The sequence below is a fragment of the Millionella massiliensis genome (assembly GCF_900104655.1).
In the GTDB taxonomy this organism is placed as follows: Bacteria; Bacteroidota; Bacteroidia; order Bacteroidales; family Rikenellaceae; genus Rikenella; species Rikenella massiliensis.
Genome location: NZ_FNWD01000002.1, coordinates 2,461,376 through 2,480,564 on the forward strand (window position 1 = coordinate 2,461,376; position 19,189 = coordinate 2,480,564).

General features: G+C 58.5%; 13 protein-coding genes and 1 riboswitch. Of the genes, 9 read left to right on the plus strand and 4 right to left on the minus strand.

What is annotated here, in order from left to right; translation table 11 throughout:
- Positions 1–124 precede the first annotated feature (124 nt).
- Positions 125–226, plus strand: a riboswitch (TPP riboswitch).
- 91 nt (positions 227–317) lie between these two features.
- Together BQ5379_RS09440 and thiE are read left to right on the plus strand one after the other, a co-directional pair.
- Positions 318–1,088 (plus strand): sulfide-dependent adenosine diphosphate thiazole synthase, encoded by a 771-nt coding sequence (locus BQ5379_RS09440; protein ID WP_071135197.1) that lies wholly within the window; start codon positions 318–320, stop codon positions 1,086–1,088.
- Entirely contained in the window at positions 1,081–1,701 is a 621-nt protein-coding gene (gene thiE / locus BQ5379_RS09445) for a thiamine phosphate synthase (protein WP_071135198.1), read from the plus strand. Before BQ5379_RS09440 ends, thiE begins: the two co-directional genes overlap by 8 nt.
- Before the next feature lie 99 nt (positions 1,702–1,800).
- Here the strand turns inward: thiE and BQ5379_RS11155 are convergent, their stop codons facing one another.
- Both BQ5379_RS11155 and BQ5379_RS09455 read right to left on the minus strand, forming a co-directional pair.
- Complete coding sequence (locus BQ5379_RS11155) at positions 1,801–2,457, minus strand: DNA alkylation repair protein (protein WP_071135199.1); 657 nt, start codon at positions 2,455–2,457, stop codon at positions 1,801–1,803.
- 14 nt (positions 2,458–2,471) lie between these two features.
- The gene (locus BQ5379_RS09455) at positions 2,472–3,485 is read right to left on the minus strand and encodes a DHH family phosphoesterase (protein WP_071135200.1); all 1,014 of its coding nucleotides are present in this window, start codon (positions 3,483–3,485) and stop codon (positions 2,472–2,474) included.
- A 514-nt stretch (positions 3,486–3,999) separates the two neighbouring features.
- On the opposite strand from BQ5379_RS09455, the gene BQ5379_RS09460 reads away from it, so the two are divergent.
- The 4 genes from BQ5379_RS09460 (at position 4,000) to BQ5379_RS09475 (ending at position 9,374) form a co-directional block, all read left to right on the plus strand.
- Positions 4,000–4,386 (plus strand): TraR/DksA family transcriptional regulator, encoded by a 387-nt coding sequence (locus tag BQ5379_RS09460; protein WP_071135201.1) that lies wholly within the window; start codon positions 4,000–4,002, stop codon positions 4,384–4,386.
- Positions 4,387–4,551: 165 nt separating this feature from the next.
- Positions 4,552–7,275, plus strand: coding sequence for a glycoside hydrolase family 2 protein (locus BQ5379_RS09465; protein WP_071135202.1), 2,724 nt, complete (start codon positions 4,552–4,554; stop codon positions 7,273–7,275).
- 137 nt (positions 7,276–7,412) lie between these two features.
- Entirely contained in the window at positions 7,413–8,693 is a 1,281-nt protein-coding gene (locus BQ5379_RS09470; protein ID WP_205408199.1) for an exo-beta-N-acetylmuramidase NamZ family protein, read from the plus strand.
- Between the two features lie 33 nt (positions 8,694–8,726).
- Positions 8,727–9,374, plus strand: coding sequence for an MgtC/SapB family protein (locus tag BQ5379_RS09475; RefSeq protein ID WP_071135203.1), 648 nt, complete (start codon positions 8,727–8,729; stop codon positions 9,372–9,374).
- Between the two features lie 602 nt (positions 9,375–9,976).
- Here the strand turns inward: BQ5379_RS09475 and lon are convergent.
- Complete coding sequence (gene lon / locus BQ5379_RS09480; RefSeq protein WP_071135204.1) at positions 9,977–12,406, minus strand: endopeptidase La; 2,430 nt, start codon at positions 12,404–12,406, stop codon at positions 9,977–9,979.
- A 326-nt stretch (positions 12,407–12,732) separates the two neighbouring features.
- On the opposite strand from lon, the gene BQ5379_RS09485 reads away from it, so the two are divergent.
- Positions 12,733–15,390 (plus strand): valine--tRNA ligase, encoded by a 2,658-nt coding sequence (locus BQ5379_RS09485; RefSeq protein ID WP_071135205.1) that lies wholly within the window; start codon positions 12,733–12,735, stop codon positions 15,388–15,390.
- Between the two features lie 157 nt (positions 15,391–15,547).
- Here the strand turns inward: BQ5379_RS09485 and BQ5379_RS09490 are convergent, their stop codons facing one another.
- Complete coding sequence (locus BQ5379_RS09490) at positions 15,548–17,269, minus strand: DEAD/DEAH box helicase (RefSeq protein WP_071135206.1); 1,722 nt, start codon at positions 17,267–17,269, stop codon at positions 15,548–15,550.
- 342 nt (positions 17,270–17,611) lie between these two features.
- On the opposite strand from BQ5379_RS09490, the gene BQ5379_RS09495 reads away from it, so the two are divergent.
- Positions 17,612–17,893 (plus strand): hypothetical protein, encoded by a 282-nt coding sequence (locus BQ5379_RS09495; RefSeq protein WP_143039444.1) that lies wholly within the window; start codon positions 17,612–17,614, stop codon positions 17,891–17,893.
- A 16-nt stretch (positions 17,894–17,909) separates the two neighbouring features.
- Positions 17,910–18,968 (plus strand): BF3164 family lipoprotein, encoded by a 1,059-nt coding sequence (locus BQ5379_RS09500; RefSeq protein WP_071135208.1) that lies wholly within the window; start codon positions 17,910–17,912, stop codon positions 18,966–18,968.
- Positions 18,969–19,189 lie beyond the last annotated feature (221 nt).

The following is a 19,189-nucleotide window of genomic DNA, read 5'->3' on the forward strand; positions in this document are numbered from 1 at the left end:
CTACGGGGGGCTTGCTTTGGGCATGCGGCACGGGGGTGTGCGGAAACGGAGGGCCGGGCGGTGGGGGCCGCACAAAGCTCGCGACAAAATTAGCATTTTCGATTCGAACCCGTTATATTTGTACGGTCTTAGATAGGGGTGCTCCGCCAGTGGTGCGGGGCTGAGATTATACCCGTAGAACCTGATGCGGATAATGCCGCCGTAGGGATTTCCGAAGGGTGTTAAACAGTTCTTGTTTAACGCGGCTTTGCGGACGCTCGAGCGTGGGCCTCTATGCGCCCGATGGCTCCGCAGCCACAAAATCTGTTACGTTAACGATGGAAAAACTCGTTTCGCTCGGAATAGTCGAAAACTATTTCGAAAAACTGAAAAGCAATCTCTCAGTCGATGCTGCCATTGTCGGTGGCGGGCCGTCCGGACTGGTGGCCGCCTACTACCTGGCCAAGGCCGGCAAACGCGTCGTGCTCTACGAACGCAAACTCGCTCCGGGCGGAGGCATGTGGGGCGGTGCCATGATGTTCAACGACATCATCGTGCAGCAGGAGGCGTTGCCTATCCTCGACGAACTCGGCGTATGCTACAAACCTTACAAGGATGGCGCCTGTGTGGTTGATTCCGTCCATGCTACCTCGGCGCTGGTTTATGCCGCCACGAAGGCCGGCGCGACGATCTTCAACTGCTATTCGGTCGAAGACGTGATCTTCCACAACGAGGCCGTTGCCGGTCTGGTGGTGAACTGGGCCCCCGTAACGCGCGAAGGGATGCACGTCGACCCACTGATGGTGACGGCCAAAACGGTGCTCGAAGGGACGGGCCACGACTGTATGATCGCCCGCCTGGTGGCTCGGAAGAACAACGTAAAACTCAATACGCCCACCGGCGAGGTGGCCGGCGAACGGTCGCTGAACGTTGAAGAGGGCGAGCGGCTCACGGTCGAAAATACGAAAGAGATCTACCCGGGTCTGTTCGTGAGCGGCATGGCGGCCAACGGCGTGAGCGGCAGCTTCCGCATGGGGCCGATCTTCGGCGGGATGCTGATGTCGGGTAAAAAGGCGGCCGAACTGATGATTGCCAAAATCAATGGATAATTTCGGTCTGTATGTCATTCTGACCCGTCCGGCCATCGGCCACGTCGCTGCGGCGGAGATTGCCGTGCGCCGTGGCGTGCGGATGCTCCAGTTGCGCGAAAAGGATCTGCCGGACGGCGAGTTGCTGCACATTGCCCTCCAGGTGCGGGAGGTGACGCGCGGCACCGCGACCCGTTTTATCGTGAACGACCGTCCGGACATCGCGCTGCTGAGCGACGCCGATGGGGTGCATGTTGGACAGGGCGACCTGCCGGTGGCCGACGTGCGGCGGATCGTGGGCGAGGAGATGATTGTGGGCCTCTCGACTCACTCCATCGCTCAGGCGACGGAGGCTCAGTCACTTCCCGGGGTCGATTACATCGGCTTCGGGCCGGTCTATCCGACCACGACCAAGGCGGTGCCCGATCCTGTGGTCGGCACCGGGCTGCTCGGCGAGGTGCTCGGCTTCTCGCACCTGCCGGTGGTGGCCATCGGCGGACTCTTTCCCGAAAACATCGGAACGGTGATTGCGGCCGGAGCCCGTAACCCCTGCATGGTCCGATACTTTATGGAGCCGTCCGACCCGGCCGAGGTCGAGCGGCGCATCGCACAGATACAACGCCTGCTGGATTAATACCGAGCGGGGCGGCAATCTCACACGGAAGATTGCCGCCCCGCTTTTTTCTTGAGGGCTGGTTCGATGGCCTGGCTTCGGGTGGGCCGCGGCGGGCAGTCAGGCGAGGTATTCCACTTGCCAGCGCACCTCTTCGGCCGTTTCGGCGGGGATGTGCGACAGTGTCTGCATTACCTGCTCGCGCAGTGCCGGGCGGTGGCGGTAGCATTCGCGCAGGGCGTAGGCAACGGAACGTTCGACGGCCTCCGGGCCGAAAACCGACCTGTCATCGAGCAGCGTGCCGAAGGCGCTGTCCGGAACGGTCTCCACGGCAGCCAGTTTGCCGAGCATGTAGAAGGCGGCCAGACGCAGCAACGGTGCCTCGGCGGCCGGACGGGCAGCCCATTTCGTGGCGGTGGGCAGGGCGTCGGGCGAACGCCAGAAAAGTTGCATGGCGCATTGCTCGGCCAGCTCCGGAATCGGCCACTCCGCTCCCCAGCGCTCCATCTGTTCGGCAGTCACGGCGGCCGGATCGTCGATAAAGAGGGCGGCGAGTTTCAACTCGCGAATGTCCTGCCGCCACAGGGTCTGGGCCAGATCGTGGTCGGGCGCGTAGCTGCGGGCAACCTCCTTGATAGTCGGCAGCGATACGCCGTAGTTCACACCGTAGCCGCGTTGTCCGCCGCTGTATTCGCGCATGGCGTCGGTCACGGCGCCGTTCATCTCGATTTTCAGGCGGCGCATCAGAGCCACCATCTTTTCGGTCGTTGTCATCATGGGAGCGGGGATGTTTACGGATGTATGGTTCGGATAATCTCTTCGAATTTGGCCACCGCTTCGCTCATCGGGCCGAAGTAGCGGCCGCCGGCTGCATTCTTGTGGCCTCCGCCATTGAAGTGGTCGCGGGCGAAAAGGTTGACGTCGAAATCGCCCTGCGAACGGAACGAAATCTTGATGCAGTCGAGGGTCTCGATGAACATGGCCGAGAAGGTGACGTCCTCGATGCTCAGCGGCATGTTGACGATTCCTTCGGTGTCGCCGATCTGGTGGTTGAAGCGGGTCTTTTCGGCTCGCGTCAGGGTGATGTGGGCGGTGTGGAGGTCGTGGTCGACGTGCATCTTCTCGGAGAGCAGGTAGCCGACCATCCGGAGGCGGCTCTCGCTCTGGGTGTTGAAGATCGCTTTCGACACTTCGACCGGCTGAGCGCCCCGCTCGACCAGTTCGGCCACGGCACGATAGAGCTCGGGCGTGAGGTTGCTGTAACTGAGGTTGCCGGTGTCGGTCACGATGCCCACGTACAGGGCGGTGGCGATCTGCGGGGTGATGGCCTGCGGTCCGCTCCATGCGCAGATCAGGTCGTAGACCATGTGCGAGGTGGAGGAGTAGTTCGCATCGGAAAAGCTGAGTTCGTATTCCGGCGGGTCCATGTGGTGGTCGATCAGCACGCGCGGAGCGATGACGTTGGCCTCGATGGCGTCGGTCATCTTGTCGAGCCGGCTGACCTGGTTGAAGTCGGAACAGATGATCAGGTCGGCGTCGGACAGATAGGGGCGGGCCGTTTCGCACGCCTCCGAGTAGATCTCGACCCCTTCGGAACCGGGGATGAACGCGAGAAACTTCGGGAAATGGTTTGGCACGAAGAAACGGACTTCGTATCCGAGGCTGCGCAGAAAGGCGGTCAGGGCCACGCCTGATCCGATGGCGTCGCCGTCGGGGTTGGTGTGCGAAGCGATGGCAATGGTGCGGGCCTCGGAACAGAGGGCCTTCAGTTGTATGATTTTGGCCGGATCGAAAAGCGTATTCATATGTTCGGTTTAAGTTAGGTCGCTCCGCCCGGCGCTTTCCGTGTGGGGGGGCACTATCCGGAGGTGTGATCTTTGGAAAACTCTTTGAGGTGCCTTTGCTGTGGGAATGGTACGGTTTCGGACGTCTTGCGAAGCAAACGGTAAACTACAAAATTACGACAAATGCCCGTGACCCCCAAACTGAAAGCCCGGGGGCTTTTGGGGTAAAAATGTGTGGCCCGGGCTTTTCTTGTGGAAAGTGACGCACAAGGGTAATTCTGTTGCTTGCGGAGTGACTTACGCGGCAGAGGAAGGGAAATTTACCGATAGCCGTTGTATGTATATGGTTTGTATGACAAAATGTATCTTTCAGAAAAACAGTGCGATGAGCCCGGCGCTCCGTTTCTTGCGGTTGCCAAGACCGGATTATTTACCTCCTGAAAATGACACATTGTAGGATAATTTATTTTTAATGCTTATCTTTACGAATAAAGAAAATACAAACCCATTAAAATAGATTAGGGAGGGAGCAACAATGTCTGAACCTGAAAAAACAAGATATTCGGACGCAGAGTTGGCTGAATTCAAACAGATCATACTGGAAAAACTCGAGAAAGCCAAGGCGGACTACGAACTGCTGAGAGCTACCATCACCCATACTTCGAGTAACGGAACCGACGATACCTCGCCGACGTTCAAAATCCTCGAAGAGGGTGCCGCCACGCTCTCCAAAGAGGAGTCGGGCCGACTCGCCGCACGCCAGTACAAGTTTATCCAAAACCTCGAAGCCGCACTGGTGCGAATCGAAAACAAAACCTACGGCATCTGCCGTGAAACCGGTAAACTCATCCCGAAAGAACGGCTGCGCGTGGTGCCTCACGCTACGCTGAGCATCGAAGCCAAGGAGAGCGGAGTGAAATAACGATCCCCGCCCGTAAAACCGTTTCGAACCGATTCAAAGGGGATAACTGTATGTCAGATTACAGTGTCCCCTTTTGTGTTTTATCGCGGCCTCTCCGACCGAAAACCTCCATGCAAAACCTCCGGCGGATTCACCACAATGTCCGACCTTCATAACCCATACTCCATGAAACCCAAACACCGCATTCTGATCGCCATTGGAGCCATCGTGCTCATTCTGCTGCTCCTGCTGTGGACCACTGTTGCCGAAGCGCGTCCTCTGCGTTCCCTTCCGGCGGCGGACAGCGTCACTCCGCAACCCCAACTGAAAACCATCCGATACTCCACGGCCGGATTCCACGTGCTGGAAGGCAGCGGGCGAACCGTCCGTAACATGGACCCTGCCTGGCGTTTCGCACAGGGCCACCATGAGGGAGCCTGGCAGGAGGCCTATCCCGCCGATTCCGGTTGGCAGGCTGTCAGCCTTCCCCATGGGCTCGAGCTGCTGCCCGTCGATGCCAGCGGCGGAGTCAACTACCGTGGCGAAGCCTGGTACCGCAAATATTTCGCTACTCCGGCGAACATCGAAGGCAAACGGCTCGTGCTCTATTTCGAAGGGATTATGGGCAAAGCCAAAGTCTGGGTCAACGGACAGCTGGTGGCCGAACACTATGGCGGTTTTCTGCCCGTCATTGCCGATATTGCCGGGGCGATTCATCCCGAGGCCGGTGCCGTCAACACCATTGCCGTGGTGGCCGACAACAGCGATGACCCCTCCTATCCGCCGGGAAAACCCCAGGCTCAACTCGATTACTGCTACTTCGGCGGTATCTATCGCGACGTGTGGCTCGTGACGACCAGTCCGGTCTACATTACCGATCCGAACCAGATCGACCGCGTGGCCGGCGGAGGCCTTTTCTGGGCCACGACTCGACTGGCCGAGGATCGCAGTGAGGCGACCGTTGCCCTGCGGCTGAACATCGCCAACGATACCCGTCGCGGCACCTCCGGTCGCATCGAATACACGCTTGTCGCTCCTGACGGAAAGGTGGCCGCCACCCGGACGCAACCCTTCTCCCTTCCGGCCGGCAGCGACCGCACGCTCGAAACCGAAATCGACGTGGCGAATCCCGTCCTTTGGTCGCCCGATACGCCCGAACTATACCAACTGAATGTCCGGCTCACCGACAAACGCGGACAGGCCATCGACGGATACATGCAACTCGTCGGTATCCGCACCCTCGACTTCAACCCCCGCCAGGGCTTTGTGCTCAACGGTACCCCCTATCCGCGTAAGCTGATCGGCGGCAACCGCCATCAGGATTATGCCGTGATCGGCAATGCCCTTTCGAACAATCTCCACTGGCGAGACGCCCTGAAACTCAAGGCCGCCGGTATGGAGATCATCCGCAACGCCCACTATCCGCAGGACCCTGCCTTTATGGATGCCTGTGACCAGCTGGGGCTTTTCGTGATTGTCAACACGCCCGGGTGGCAGTTCTGGAACGACGAGCCGGTCTTCGGGCAGCGCGTATACAATGACGTGCGGAACATGGTGCGCCGCGACCGGAACCGTCCGAGCGTCATCATGTGGGAACCCATCCTGAACGAGACCTGGTATCCCGAGGAGTTTGCCGGCGATGTCTTCCGGATTGTGCACGAGGAGTACCCCTTCCCGGGTTGCTTCACGGCCAGCGACAGCGAAGCCAAGGGACACGAACCGTTCGAGATTCAGTTCTCCCATCCGGCCAATGGGGGCGGAGGAGCCTGGGGAACCGGCGCCTCGATGCCCGACAAGGTCTATTTCACGCGCGAGTGGGGCGACAATGTCGACGACTGGAGCTCGCACAACTCGCCCAGTCGCGTGGCGCGCGGTTGGGGTGAGGTCCCCCAACTCGTGCAGGCCAACCATTATGCCCGGAATGACTATAAAAACACATCATACGACAATATTTGCCGGGCTCCGGCCTATCACTTCGGAGGCACCCTATGGCACTCGTTCGACCACCAGCGCGGATACCATCCCGACCCCTTCTATGGCGGGTTGATGGATGCGTTCCGACGTCCGAAATACTCCTACGAGATGTTCCGGGCACAGAACCGTCGCGGTGAACCGATGGTCTTTATCGCCAGCGAGTTGAGCCCCTTTTCGCCTCAGGACGTGACCGTCTTCAGCAACTGCGATACCGTCCTGCTGCACACCTTTGTGGGGCCCGATACTCTGCGGACCTATGTTCGGGGACGCGATTGCGACACGACCGGTCTGCCGTCGCCCGTCATTGTCATTCCGAAGGCCTGGGACTTCATGGCCGACAAGGCGCTCTCGCGCAGCCAGAAACAGGGCGACGCTTTCCTGCTGGTCGAGGGGATCCGTGGTGGCAAGGTGGTGGCTTCGCAAAAAAAGAGCATGGCCCGCCGTCCGACCCGTCTGGAGTTGATCGTCGATCGGGAAGGGGTCAATGCCGTGGCCGACGGTTCGGACCTGGTGACCGTCGTGGCACGTATGACCGATGACCGGGGAATGGTCAAACGGCTCAATAATCAGATGGTGCGCTTCACCATCGAAGGCGAGGGCCGGTTGCTGATTCCCGCTACGCAGGCGGCCGGCGTGCCGCTCGTGTGGGGCGAGGCTCCGGTACTCGTACAGACCACCACGCAGCCCGGCACGATTAAGATCCGTGCCGAGATCGTGGGCGTGCAGGGCGACTGGACGGCGCACCCGGCCGAAATCGAATTCACGACCGTCGCACCCTTGCAAGAGCTCGACTATCTGCCCGACGAAGCGGCGCGTATCTCCAAGTGCGGGAGTGTGCAGCCGGCGGAGGTCGCTTCTTCCGGCGTGCGGCAATCGGAGCAGCTGCTCAAAGAGGTTGAGGCCCAGCAGGAGGCATTCGGTGAACGACAAAAATAGAGCGAAGTATGGCTATCTTCCATATTGACAGATGGTGCAGGGCCGGAGGGGTGGACGGCAGACAGGAACAGTACGCGGGTCCGTGCGGAGCGTTCTCCCTAGGTGTGGTTACGCGTGGAGTATTATCCCGGGGTGCGGTGCTGCGTGGAGCATCCTTCCTGGGTACGGTGCGTCGGATTGCGGCCGCTGCCGTGGCGGTGTTTGCGGCTCTTCAAGTCGCCGCACAGCCGGTCAAAACCGGTATCGAGGTGTTGCGTGACAGCGGGTTCGAACTGTTGAAAGGCAAACGGGTGGGGCTCGTGACCAACCCGACCGGGGTAGATTCCCGGCTGGTCTCCACGATCGACATTCTGGACAGTGCCGCGCAGACCGGGCTGTTCCGCCTGGTGGCGCTCTACGGCCCGGAACACGGCGTGCGGGGCAATGTGGCGGCTGGCGAAAAGATCGCCTCCGGACGTGATCCGCAGAGCGGAGTGCCGCTTTTCAGCCTCTACGGTGCGACCCGCAAGCCGACCGCCCAGATGCTCGAAGGGGTCGATGTGCTGGTGTTTGATATTCAGGATATCGGGTCGCGAAGCTATACCTATATCTCGACGATGGGACGCGTGATGGAGGGGGCTGCCGAAAACGGCGTGCCGGTGGTGGTGCTCGACCGGCCCAATCCGCTGGGCGGGCTGCGGGTCGAGGGGTGCGAAACCATTGCGCCGGGCTTTTCGTCGTTTGTCAGCGCCTATCCGGTGCCTTACGTCCACGGCATGACCGTCGGCGAACTGGCCCAGATGCTCAACGGTCAGAAGATGTTGCGGGACGGAGTGCAGTGTCAGTTGGAGGTGGTGCCGATGGAGGGCTGGCGGCGCGATATGATCTGGACCGACTGCCGGCTGCCATGGGTGCCGACTTCGCCCCACATCCCCACGGCCGAGAGCGCCTTCTACTACCCGGCTACGGGAACGGTCGGCGAACTGGGAACGCTGAACATCGGCGTGGGGTACACCCTGCCGTTTCAGACGCTGGCGGCGCCGTGGGTTGCCGATGCCGAGACGCTCTGCCAGCAGCTCAACGCAATGCCCGAACTGGCCGGATTCCGTTTTCGGCCGATCCACTATCGCCCGATGTACGGTTCCTGCAAGGAGGCCGAGCAGCACGGTGTGCAGATCTATCTGTGCGACCCGTCCACCCCGGCGCAGTTGACGCTGGTGCCGTTCTACGTGATACAGGAGATGGTGCGGATGTATCCCGACCACAAGCCGATGGCGGCGGCCGAATCGCGTGTGGCGATGTTCGACAAGGTGCTCGGAACCGACCGGATGCGTCGGGCTTTTGTTGCGGCTGGCTACCGGGTGACGCCCGAGATGCGGACCCTGTGGCGCCCCTCGGACGGGTTCCTGGCTGTCCGCGAACAGTACCTGTTGTATTGATTCGTTTTACTTAACATACTGGGGGGATTGACGATGATCTGGACTTTGATTCTGAGACTGACGGTGGCGGCCGTCCTGGGCGGCATCATCGGGTTCGACCGCGAGTATCGGGCCAAGGAGGCGGGATTGCGCACGCACTTTCTGGTGGCGCTGGGCAGTGCCCTGTTCATGATCGTTTCGATGTACGGTTTCGGTGAGCATGTGGGCGGTGACCCGGGGCGCGTCGCGGCTCAGGTGGTGACGGGCATCGGTTTTATCGGCGCCGGGTCGATCATGATTCACAAGCAGTTTGTGCGGGGGCTGACCACGGCGTCGGGCTTGTGGGCCACGGCCGGTATCGGGCTGGCGGTCGGTGGAGGCATGTACGGAATTGGTGTCGCGGCGACGTTGCTGACGTTGGCCGGTCTGGAACTCTCGACGTTGATCTTCAGAAGTATTGGACTGCATACCTCGCTGCTGATCTTCTCGACTTCGGACGAGGAGAACCTGTCGAAAGTCCTGGCCCAGATTCACGAGAAGGGATATAATCTGGTGAGTTACGAGGCTTCTCACGAGTCGGTCGGCGAGGGACGTCTGTTCCGGGTGACGATGGTGGTCAAAACGCGAAACTATGCCGATGATACGCACCTTTTTCAGTTCATGCAGTCGCTTCCGGGGCTGACTATCGAAAAGATGGAGTAGACGTGGACCGGTATTCGTTCGGGGTGTCCTTGGGGTTGTTTTGGGATGCGGGTACGGTGTTGGATGTGTGGGGATTGAGAGATATGGTTGGGACGGGAATTGATCCATAATTCTACGATCGATATTTCTCTGTGAGATAATGTGTATTGGAGGGTTACGTGTAGTAGAGTGTGAGGTGAAGAGTCTGCGGGGGAGAGTAGAGCGATACGAGAAACGGTGGCGGTGAGAATGGGTGAAGAGGATATGGGTAAGAATAGCGAGGGGAAAAGGGTATGGCGCGTGTCTGCAGGGAATGGTAACTGAGCGGCGGGCGTCCGAACCTGTGATGGGGAGAATCATAAAAAAGAGCGGGCTATACTTTTCGAAGTATAGCCCGCTCCTGTTGTATTTGAGCCTATGTCGTCCGGTAGGTCGGGAATACGTGATTCCCCGTTTTGGACGAGTGAGGTTCTGCAAACGGATACCGTTTTCGCCCCGCTTATCTTACGAACCGACGGCAGTGGAACCCCGGAATGGTTGTGCTACAGCTGCCGCCGAGTCGAATAGTCGGGTCGAATTGCTGGATTGAACAGCCCGACAAACCGGGGCGAGATGCCGGAGATTTATACCAATGCCAGTTTCAGTACATCGTCCAGCGTATTTACGTAGTGGAACTTGAGCCCCTTGACGTAATTGGCCTTGATGTCTTCGATGTCCTTGCGGTTTTCGGCGCTCAGGATGATGTCGGTGATACCGGCCCGTTTGGCGGCCAGAATCTTCTCTTTCACCCCGCCGACGGGCAGCACTTTGCCACGGAGGGTCGTCTCGCCGGTCATCGCGTAACGGGCCTGCACTTTGCGGCCGGTGAAGACCGAAGCCAGTGCCGTGACCATCGTGATCCCGGCCGAGGGGCCGTCTTTCGGGATGGCTCCTTCCGGAACGTGGATATGGATGTCGTTCTCTTCGAACAGCTTGGAGTCGATACCCAGCTGGTCGGCGTGGGCTCGGATCCAACCCAGTGCGATCGAGGCCGACTCTTTCATCACGTCGCCGAGGTTACCGGTCAGGATCAGGTTGCCTTTACCCTTGTTGAGCGACGATTCGACGTACAGAATCTCGCCGCCCACTTCGGTCCAGGCCAGACCGGTCACCACACCGACGTGCTGGTTGCCTTCGTAGAGTTCGTTGAGGTAGCGCGGCACGCCGAGGATCTTTTCGACCACGGCCGGCGTGATCTCAACGCTGTATTCCTCTTCCATGCCGATCTCTTTGGCCCGGTAACGGACGATTTTGGCAATCAGTTTGTCGAGGGTCCGGACACCCGACTCACGGGTGTATTCCGAGATGATCTTTTCGATCGTTTTCTTGTTCAGTTTCAGCTGGTCGGCCGGAACGCCGTGCGCTTCGAGCTGTTTGGGAAGCAGGTGGCGTTTGACGATCTCGATCTTCTCTTCCAGCAGGTAACCGCTCACGTTGATCATCTCCATACGGTCGCGCAGCGCGGGCGAGATGTTCCCCACGTTGTTGGCCGTGGCGATGAAGAGCACTTTCGAGAGGTCGTACTCGGTATCGAGGTAGTTGTCGTGGAAGGTGCTGTTCTGTTCCGGGTCGAGCACTTCGAGCAGGGCCGAGGCGGGGTCGCCGTGGTTCGACTGGCCGACCTTGTCGATCTCGTCGAGGATGATGACCGGGTTGGACGAGCCGGCGCGGCGGATCGTCTGGATAATACGTCCCGGCATGGCGCCGATGTAGGTGCGGCGGTGACCGCGGATTTCGGCTTCGTCGTGCATGCCGCCGAGCGAAATACGGCCGAACTTACGCCCGAGCGATGCGGCCACCGATTTGCCGAGCGACGTTTTGCCGACGCCGGGAGGGCCGTAGAGGCAGAGAATCGGCGATTTGAGGTCGCCTTTGAGTTTCAGTACGGCCAGGTGTTCCAGAATTCGGTCCTTGACGTCGTCCAGTCCGAAGTGATCCTTGTCGAGCCGCTTTTTGGCGCGTTTCAGGTCGAGGTTGTCCTGCGTGACTTCATCCCACGGCAGTTCGAGCAACAGTTGCAGGTAGTTGATCTGGACCGAGTATTCGGCTACGGCGGGGTTCATCCGTTCGAGTTTGCCGAGCTCCTTGTCGAAAAGCTCCTGAATCTCCTTGCTCCACTTCTTGTCTTTGGCCTTGTCGCGCAGCTCGTCCAACTCCTGATCGGCGGGATTGCCTCCCAGTTCGTCCTGGATGGTGCGCATCTGCTGCTGGAGGAAGTATTCACGCTGCTGCTGGTCGATGTCCTCCTTTACTTTGCTCTGGATCTCGTTTTTCAACTCGATCAGTTGCAACTCGCGGACCAGAATCTCGAGCAGTTTGCGGGCACGGGCAATCAGTCCGGGGGCTTCGAGCAGGGCCTGACGGTCGGTGTCGGGCAGGTCGATGTTCGAACTGATGAAGTTGATGATACCACGGCGGCTGGCGATGTTCTTGATGGCGAAGGTGGCCTCTTGCGGAATGTTCGACGAGAAGCTGATGATCTTGGTGGCGATCTCCTTGACGGATTCGATCAGGGCGTCGAGTTCGATGTTCGACTTCTCGGGCGTGAGGTCCTTCAGCGGACGTACGTTGGCCTTGAAGAAGGGGTCGGAGCTGACGAATTCGCGGATCTCGAACTTCTCCATCCCGTGCAGGATGACGGTCAGGTTGCCGTTGGGCATCTCCAGCACTTTCAGGATCCGTGCGGCGGTACCGACCGAGTAGAGGTCTTCGGGGCCGGGATTCTCGACTTCGGCCTCTTTCTGGAGCAGGGCGCCCAGCAGGCCGCCGTTCTGATCCACTTCGCGGACCAGTCGCATCGATTTTTCGCGTCCCACGGTGATCGGCGTGATGGCGCCCGGGAAGAGCACCGAACTGCGCAGGGTCAGGATGGGCAGCACGTCGGGCAGCGACGCCTCGTGAGGCGCATCGTCGTCGTCCGGCGAGATGATGGGGATGATCTGACTTTTGCCGTCCAGCATATCTGATATGCCGGAAAGCTGGTCGAACAGTTTATTATCTTTTTTGTTGCTCATATTTTCTATGGGTAGGGCGACCGTTTCGGGCGGCGGGTGGAACGCTGCGCCGTGTGGCCGCAAACTGCAAAAATACGAAGAAACCGCTTAATAATCACTCTCCGATCCGTTTTCCTGCGGATTCCACCGTGCGGGCGGAGGCGGGTGCTTCGTCGGCGGAGCCGTCCCGAAGGACGGACTGCATCTCTCAAAACGTCTCCGGGGGGTGTCTTATTACCTTTCTGCGGTGTTTTGTGCGGTTAATCGGAAACAGTTTTGTAATTTTGCAATTCAGTGCATTTTGCAAAAAGTGTGCAAAAGAACGATTTGTTTTAAAACCGGACAAAATGACAGAGATACCTGCCAAATACGATCCTGCCGAGAAGGAGGACAAATGGTACCAGTACTGGCTCGATAACGGATTCTTCCACTCCGAACCCGACGAACGCGAACCCTATACGATTGTGATCCCGCCGCCCAACGTGACCGGCGTGCTCCACATGGGACACATGCTGAACAACACCATTCAGGATGTGCTGGTGCGTCGCGCCCGCATGCAGGGTAAAAACGCCTGCTGGGTGCCCGGCACCGACCACGCGTCGATCGCCACCGAAGCCAAAGTGGTTCAGAAACTGGCCAAAGAGGGTATCAAAAAGTCGGACCTCACCCGTGAAGAGTTCCTCAAACACGCCTGGGAATGGAAGGAAAAACACGGCGGCATCATCCTCGAACAGCTCAAAAAGCTGGGTGCCTCGTGCGACTGGGCCCGTACCAAATTTACGATGGATCCGCAGCTCAGCGCAGCCGTGATCCACGTCTTTGTCGATCTCTACAACAAAGGCAAAATCTACCGTGGTGTCCGCATGGTGAACTGGGACCCGGCTGCCCTGACCGCCATCTCGGACGAAGAGGTGATCTATAAGGAAGAGCACGGAAAACTCTACTACCTCCGCTACATGGTCGAAAATCCCGCCGAGGGCGAACCGAAGTATGCTGTGGTGGCCACGACCCGTCCCGAAACCATCATGGGCGATACGGCCATGTGTATCAACCCGAACGACCCGAAAAACATCTGGTTGCGTGGCAAACGGGTGATCGTGCCGCTCGTCGGACGCTCGATTCCCGTGATCGAGGACGACTATGTCGACATCGAATTCGGTACCGGTTGTCTGAAGGTGACCCCGGCACACGACGTGAACGACTACATGCTGGGGCAGAAACACAACCTACCGAGCATCGACATCTTCAACGACAACGGAACCCTCAGCGAAGCGGCCGGCCTCTACGTAGGCATGGACCGTTTCGACGTGCGTCGCCAGATCGAAATCGACCTGCAGAACGCCGGCCTGATGGAGAAGGTCGAAGACTACACCAACAAGGTGGGCACCTCGGAACGCAGCGGCGCCGTGATCGAACCGAAGCTCTCGATGCAGTGGTTCCTGAAGATGGACGAGATGGCTCGACCGGCCCTCAAAGCCGTCATGGAGGATGTGATCCGGCTCGTTCCGGCCAAGTTCAAGAACACCTACCGCTACTGGATGGAGAATGTGAAGGACTGGTGCGTCAGCCGCCAGCTCTGGTGGGGCCAGCAGATTCCAGCCTACTACATTCCCCAGCAGCTCGGAGGCGGTTTCGTTGTGGCCGAAACGCCCGCCGAAGCGCTGAATCTGGCTCAGGCCAAGAATCCCGCCATCACGGCTGCCGACCTGACCCAGGATCCCGACGTGCTGGACACCTGGTTCAGCTCGTGGCTCTGGCCGATGTCGGTCTTCAACGGCGTGCTCGATCCCGATAGTGCCGAAATCAAATACTACTATCCGACCAACGACTTGGTGACCGCTCCCGAGATCCTCTTCTTCTGGGTGGCCCGCATGATCATGGCCGGCTACGAATACCAGGGCGAACGTCCCTTCAGCAACGTCTACCTCACGGGTATCGTGCGCGACAAACTGCGTCGCAAGATGTCCAAGTCGCTCGGCAATTCGCCCGACCCGCTCGATCTGATCGCCAAATACGGCGCCGACAGCGTGCGTGTGGCGATGATGCTCTGCAGCTCGGCCGGGAACGACATCATCTGGGACGAATCGCTGATCGAACAGGGGCGTAACTTCGGCAACAAGATCTGGAACTCGTTCCGCCTGATCAAAATGTGGGAGGTGAGCGACAGTGCCGCGCAACCCGAATCTGCCAAAATGGCGGTCGAATGGTTCGGTGCCAAACTCGCTGCCACGGTGGCCGAGATCGACGAACATTTCGCCTCGTTCCGCATTTCGGATGCGTTGATGACCCTCTACCGGCTCTTCTGGGAGGACTTCTCGGGCTGGTATCTCGAAATGGTCAAACCGGCCTACGGACAGCCTCTCGATGCCGAAACCTACCGTGCCACGATCGGTTACTTCGAACGTCTGCTCCAGCAGCTCCACCCCTATATGCCCTTCATCACGGAGGAGATCTGGCACTATGTGGCCGAACGTGGTCCTAAGGAGTCGATCATGGTGAGCCGTTACACGCCGATGGCCGTGACCGAGGCTTCGGCAGCGTTGGTCGAACGGTTCGAACTGGTCAAAGAGGTGGTTGCCGGTATCCGCAACGTGCGCAAGACCAAAAACATCGCACAGAAAGAGGCGCTCGAACTGCTCTATGCGGCTGACGAGAACTACCCGGCCGAATTCGAGTCGGTGATTGCCAAAATGGGTAACCTGTCGGCCGTGACACCGCTGGCTGCCGGTCAGCAGAAACCGACCGGTGCGGCTTCGTTCATCGTCAAGACCACCGAATACTTCATTCCGCTCGGCGCGATGATTGACGTTGAGGCCGAACGTGCCCGGATCACCAAAGAGCTGGACTATACGCGCGGCTTCCTGGCCAGTGTGATGAAGAAACTCTCGAATGAGCGTTTCGTGCAGAACGCGCCCGAGCAGGTGATTGCCAACGAACGGGCTAAACAGGCCGATGCCGAGGCGAAAATCAAGGCGCTCGAAGCTCAGCTGGCCGCTCTTCAATAGTTATTCCTGTTCAAGCTTTCCGGCGGCGTCTCATCGGTTTGAGGAGAGGGCCGGAAAGACGGAACGGTGAAACAGCGAGGCCGGTGTCGAATCGTTCGACACCGGCCTCGCTGTTTTTCGGCTTGAGCGGAGTGGGACCGCTTCCCTTTTCGTGCGGTTAGTGCTTGCGGCGGCTGTGGTCGCGTCGCGGGACGAAATCCTGACGGCCGCCCTTGCGATGCGAATAGTTGTCGTTCGAGGGGCGGCGGTAGTTGCGGCCCCGGTCAGTGATGCCGTTCGGGTTGCGGTCGCTCTTCTTGTCGGGCTCCGTGGCCAGCTTTGCCAGCGGACGGTCGTCGTTGGCCAGTTCGCGCAGCGAGTTGAGCTTCTTCATGGCCGCTTCGGCGTCGCGGAACGGAATGGTAGCGAACGAGAAGTTCTCCATGCACTTCACGTCGTCGATTTTCTGCTGCGGAATGCCGCACTCGCGCGAGAGGAGCTCCACCATCGTTTTGGGACGGTAGCCGTCGGCCTTGCCCAGTCCGATGAAGAGACGTGCCGTGCCGCGGCGGTCGACGTCGATCCGTCGGATTTCGGGATAGTTGCTTTCGTCGAGTTCGTTCTTGAACGCCAGCCGCATCAGGGCGGCCAGTGCCACTTCGGGGTCGAGTTCGGCCAGCAGTTCGCGGGCCATCTCGTCGTAGCCGGTGTAGGACTCCTCTTCGATGATCTCGGCCAGGTCGTCCTTGATCTTGAGCTTCTTCATCTCGACGATGTCGTGGCCGGTGGGGAGGGTCTCCTTGCGGATGTCGGCCTTCACCTGGCGCTGCATGTAGACGAACTGGCGGTGTTCCGAGGGCGAGATGAAGGTGATGGCGGTCCCTTCGTTACCGGCACGGCCCGTGCGGCCGATCCGGTGGACGTACGACTCGGGGTCCTGCGGCAGCGAGTAGTTGATGACGTGGGTCAGGTTCGAAACGTCGATGCCGCGGGCGGCGACGTCCGTAGCCACCAGTATGTTGACCTGACGTTTCTTGAACTTGCGCAGAATCTTCTCGCGCTGGGCCTGCGATACGTCGCCGTGGAGCCCTTCGGCGGCATAGCCCCGTTCGAGCAGGCTGTTGACCAGCTGGTCGACGGCTACCTTCGTGCGGCAGAAGATGATGCCGTAGAAGTCGTTTTCGACGTCGATGATGCGGGTCAGCGCATCGAACTTGTCGCTCTCGCGCACCTCGAAGTAGATTTGGTCGGTGAGGTCGGTGGTGACCTGCTTGGACTCGACTTTCAGAATCTCGACGTCGCACATGTATTTCCGCGAGAGGTCGGCGATGCGGTCGGGCATGGTGGCCGAGAAGAGGAAAATCCGACGTTCGTCGGGGGCGTAGCTCAGAATTTCGTCCACGTCGTCGATGAAGCCCATGTTGAGCATCTCGTCGGCCTCGTCGAGCACCAGCCACCGCAGGCCCGACAGGTCGAGTGTGCCGCGGCGCAGGTGGTCGAGGATGCGGCCGGGGGTGCCGACGACGATGTCGACGCCGCTCTTGAGCCGACGCAACTGTTCGTTCATCGCGGCGCCGCCGTAGATCGGGCTGACGCGCAGATCGCCCTTGCGGAACGACTGGATCTCGTCGTTGACCTGTATGGCGAGTTCGCGGGTGGGGGTCAGGATCAGTGCCTGGACGGTGTGGGGCTGCGGGGTGAGCAGTTCGACCAGCGGCAGACCGAAGGCGGCGGTTTTACCGGTTCCGGTTTGGGCCTGGGCGATGATGTCGTGGCTGTTTTCGAGCATCACCGGGATGGTGAGCCGTTGAATGGGCGAGGGGGTCTCGAAACCTTTGGCGGCCAGTGCTTCGAGGGTGCGCTCGGAGAGGCCGAGCTCCTGAAATTCTTCCAAGATCATGCTGTTACGGATGTTTGTGTGGATGGATGGTCGGACGCCCCGGCGGAGCGTCAGCCCGTCCCCGGTGTGCGGGGGGAGAACGGTCCCGGCCCGTCACGGGTGAGGAGCCGATGGGCAAAGGGTGAAACCATTCCGACTTTTCCAGCCATCGAAAATCCGAACAGTCTCAATGCGCCCGCAAAGGTACGTCAAATTATTCGGAACGTGGGGAAGAGGGAACTTTTGGGTGAAATTTTATATAGTGTTTTTTTGTGTTGTAATCTGTTTTTTTTATTGTAAATTTGTTGGTGATGGGGTTTGGGATAGAGCTTCTTTAAGTTTTTAATTGCTAATTTAGTTGCTATGAAAAAAATGACTAAAATTCTGCTGGCAACCGGCGCAGCGCTGGTGCTAACAGGTGGTGCGGTGACAAACTTTTTGATTGCCAACAACAAAGCAATGACACCTCAGGATGATTTGACTTTAGCCAATATCGAGGCATTAGCCGTAGATATTGAGTTGCCAGGAGGTAAGTGTGATAATTTTAATGGATATCGACGAATCAAGGAAGGGAATGAACGTATTTACGATTGTTGCTATTTAATGCAAGTCGGAAGTGGGAGAGAAGATTGTAAACGTTGGTAAAAAAGGAGGCAGGTTGATGAGATTCTCTGGCGGGCTGATTTACTGCTTGTTGAGCAGTGCAGCGGTTGTTTTGACTTATGCCTGTGACTCGGCTGGGCAGTCTAATCAGTGTCTTGAAAAGAGATTCGCTGTCGAACTGATTCCCGAAACGGATTCTGTATCGTTGCCCTATTTAATCCATCCGTTTCGATGGTATATACAGGACGACAAAATGCTGATCGAAGATTTGAATGGAGAGTATTTCGGACACATGTTCTCATTGCCGGATTTGAAACCGGTGTGTCGATTCGGTCGGCAAGGGCATGGCCCAAATGAATATGTCAATCCGGGTTTGGCTTGTATGCGGCGCGGTACGGATGCTGCCCTGTTTGAGGCCATTCCTAACCGGATGGATATGTATTGTCTGCTTCCGACCGATTCGATGGAGTTGGTGCAAACCTGGCAGTTTCCCGAATGGATGAAAGAACGGCAACTTCCCAAGGCGTATTCCCGTCTTTGGCAGGTGAAAGATTCTCTTTTTATTGGTGTCGCTTTCCCTCCGCGTTTCCCGGAGATCGATTTGCTGGATATGAGTGTTCCTGCGGTTACGGCGTCGCTGGATTTTCCGTTGCAGGGATCCGAACAGGCGGGATCGTATCCATACCTGTTCGCGGCTTCGTACGGTGGCGGCAAACTGGCGCTTGCCTATCGGTATATCGACCGTATCGAGGTGTACGATGTTTCGCCTGGGGGTTTTGTGTTGGATTATGTAATCGGAGACGGCCAGGCGCAGGAGGAGTTGTCCATACAAAATCGGGACGATGAGATGATTTGCTATTATACGGCTGTGGCCTGCGATGGGAATCGGATCCTGGCTTTACACCAGGGGAACACGGAGGCTCAAATGCATGAAGATGGCATAAATTCTACGGTCGAGGTTTATCATGCTCCAACGGGCAGAGGGGAGGCCTTGTGGACTTTAGACATGCGCATTGACGATCTGTCCTGGGATGCTGTGCGTGGTGTGTTATATGGCTATAGCGCATTGAGTGATTCGGCTCAGTTTTATGTGTTTCAGGAATCGCAGGCAGAGTAGCGGTGGAAAACCAAGTCGGTTGGTGAAATGTCGGCTTTTCCGGTCATTCCCCAAACAATCCGATCGCTTCTGTGGCATATAACTGAGCGATTCTCGGAGGGGTTTCGTTGTTGCGTGTTTGGTCTGCATCGGGAGGAGGGCCGTTCTGTGGGACCATCCGAAAATAAACATTTGAAATGAAACCGGCCGGCCTTTCTGGGTGGAAAGGTCGGCCGGATTTT

Bases quoted from the DNA above. Each gene is read 5' to 3' on its own strand.
- BQ5379_RS09490 (WP_071135206.1), bottom strand. From the start codon at position 17,269: ATGATCTTGGAAGAATTTCAGGAGCTCGGCCTCTCCGAGCGCACCCTC.
- BQ5379_RS09475 (WP_071135203.1), top strand. From the start codon at position 8,727: ATGATCTGGACTTTGATTCTGAGACTGACGGTGGCGGCCGTCCTGGGC.
- BQ5379_RS09465 (WP_071135202.1), top strand. From the start codon at position 4,552: ATGAAACCCAAACACCGCATTCTGATCGCCATTGGAGCCATCGTGCTC.
- BQ5379_RS09485 (WP_071135205.1), top strand. From the start codon at position 12,733: ATGACAGAGATACCTGCCAAATACGATCCTGCCGAGAAGGAGGACAAA.
- lon (WP_071135204.1), bottom strand. From the start codon at position 12,406: ATGAGCAACAAAAAAGATAATAAACTGTTCGACCAGCTTTCCGGCATA.
- BQ5379_RS09500 (WP_071135208.1), top strand. From the start codon at position 17,910: ATGAGATTCTCTGGCGGGCTGATTTACTGCTTGTTGAGCAGTGCAGCG.
- thiE (WP_071135198.1), top strand. From the start codon at position 1,081: ATGGATAATTTCGGTCTGTATGTCATTCTGACCCGTCCGGCCATCGGC.
- BQ5379_RS09460 (WP_071135201.1), top strand. From the start codon at position 4,000: ATGTCTGAACCTGAAAAAACAAGATATTCGGACGCAGAGTTGGCTGAA.
- BQ5379_RS09455 (WP_071135200.1), bottom strand. From the start codon at position 3,485: ATGAATACGCTTTTCGATCCGGCCAAAATCATACAACTGAAGGCCCTC.
- BQ5379_RS09495 (WP_143039444.1), top strand. From the start codon at position 17,612: ATGAAAAAAATGACTAAAATTCTGCTGGCAACCGGCGCAGCGCTGGTG.
- BQ5379_RS09440 (WP_071135197.1), top strand. From the start codon at position 318: ATGGAAAAACTCGTTTCGCTCGGAATAGTCGAAAACTATTTCGAAAAA.
- BQ5379_RS11155 (WP_071135199.1), bottom strand. From the start codon at position 2,457: ATGATGACAACGACCGAAAAGATGGTGGCTCTGATGCGCCGCCTGAAA.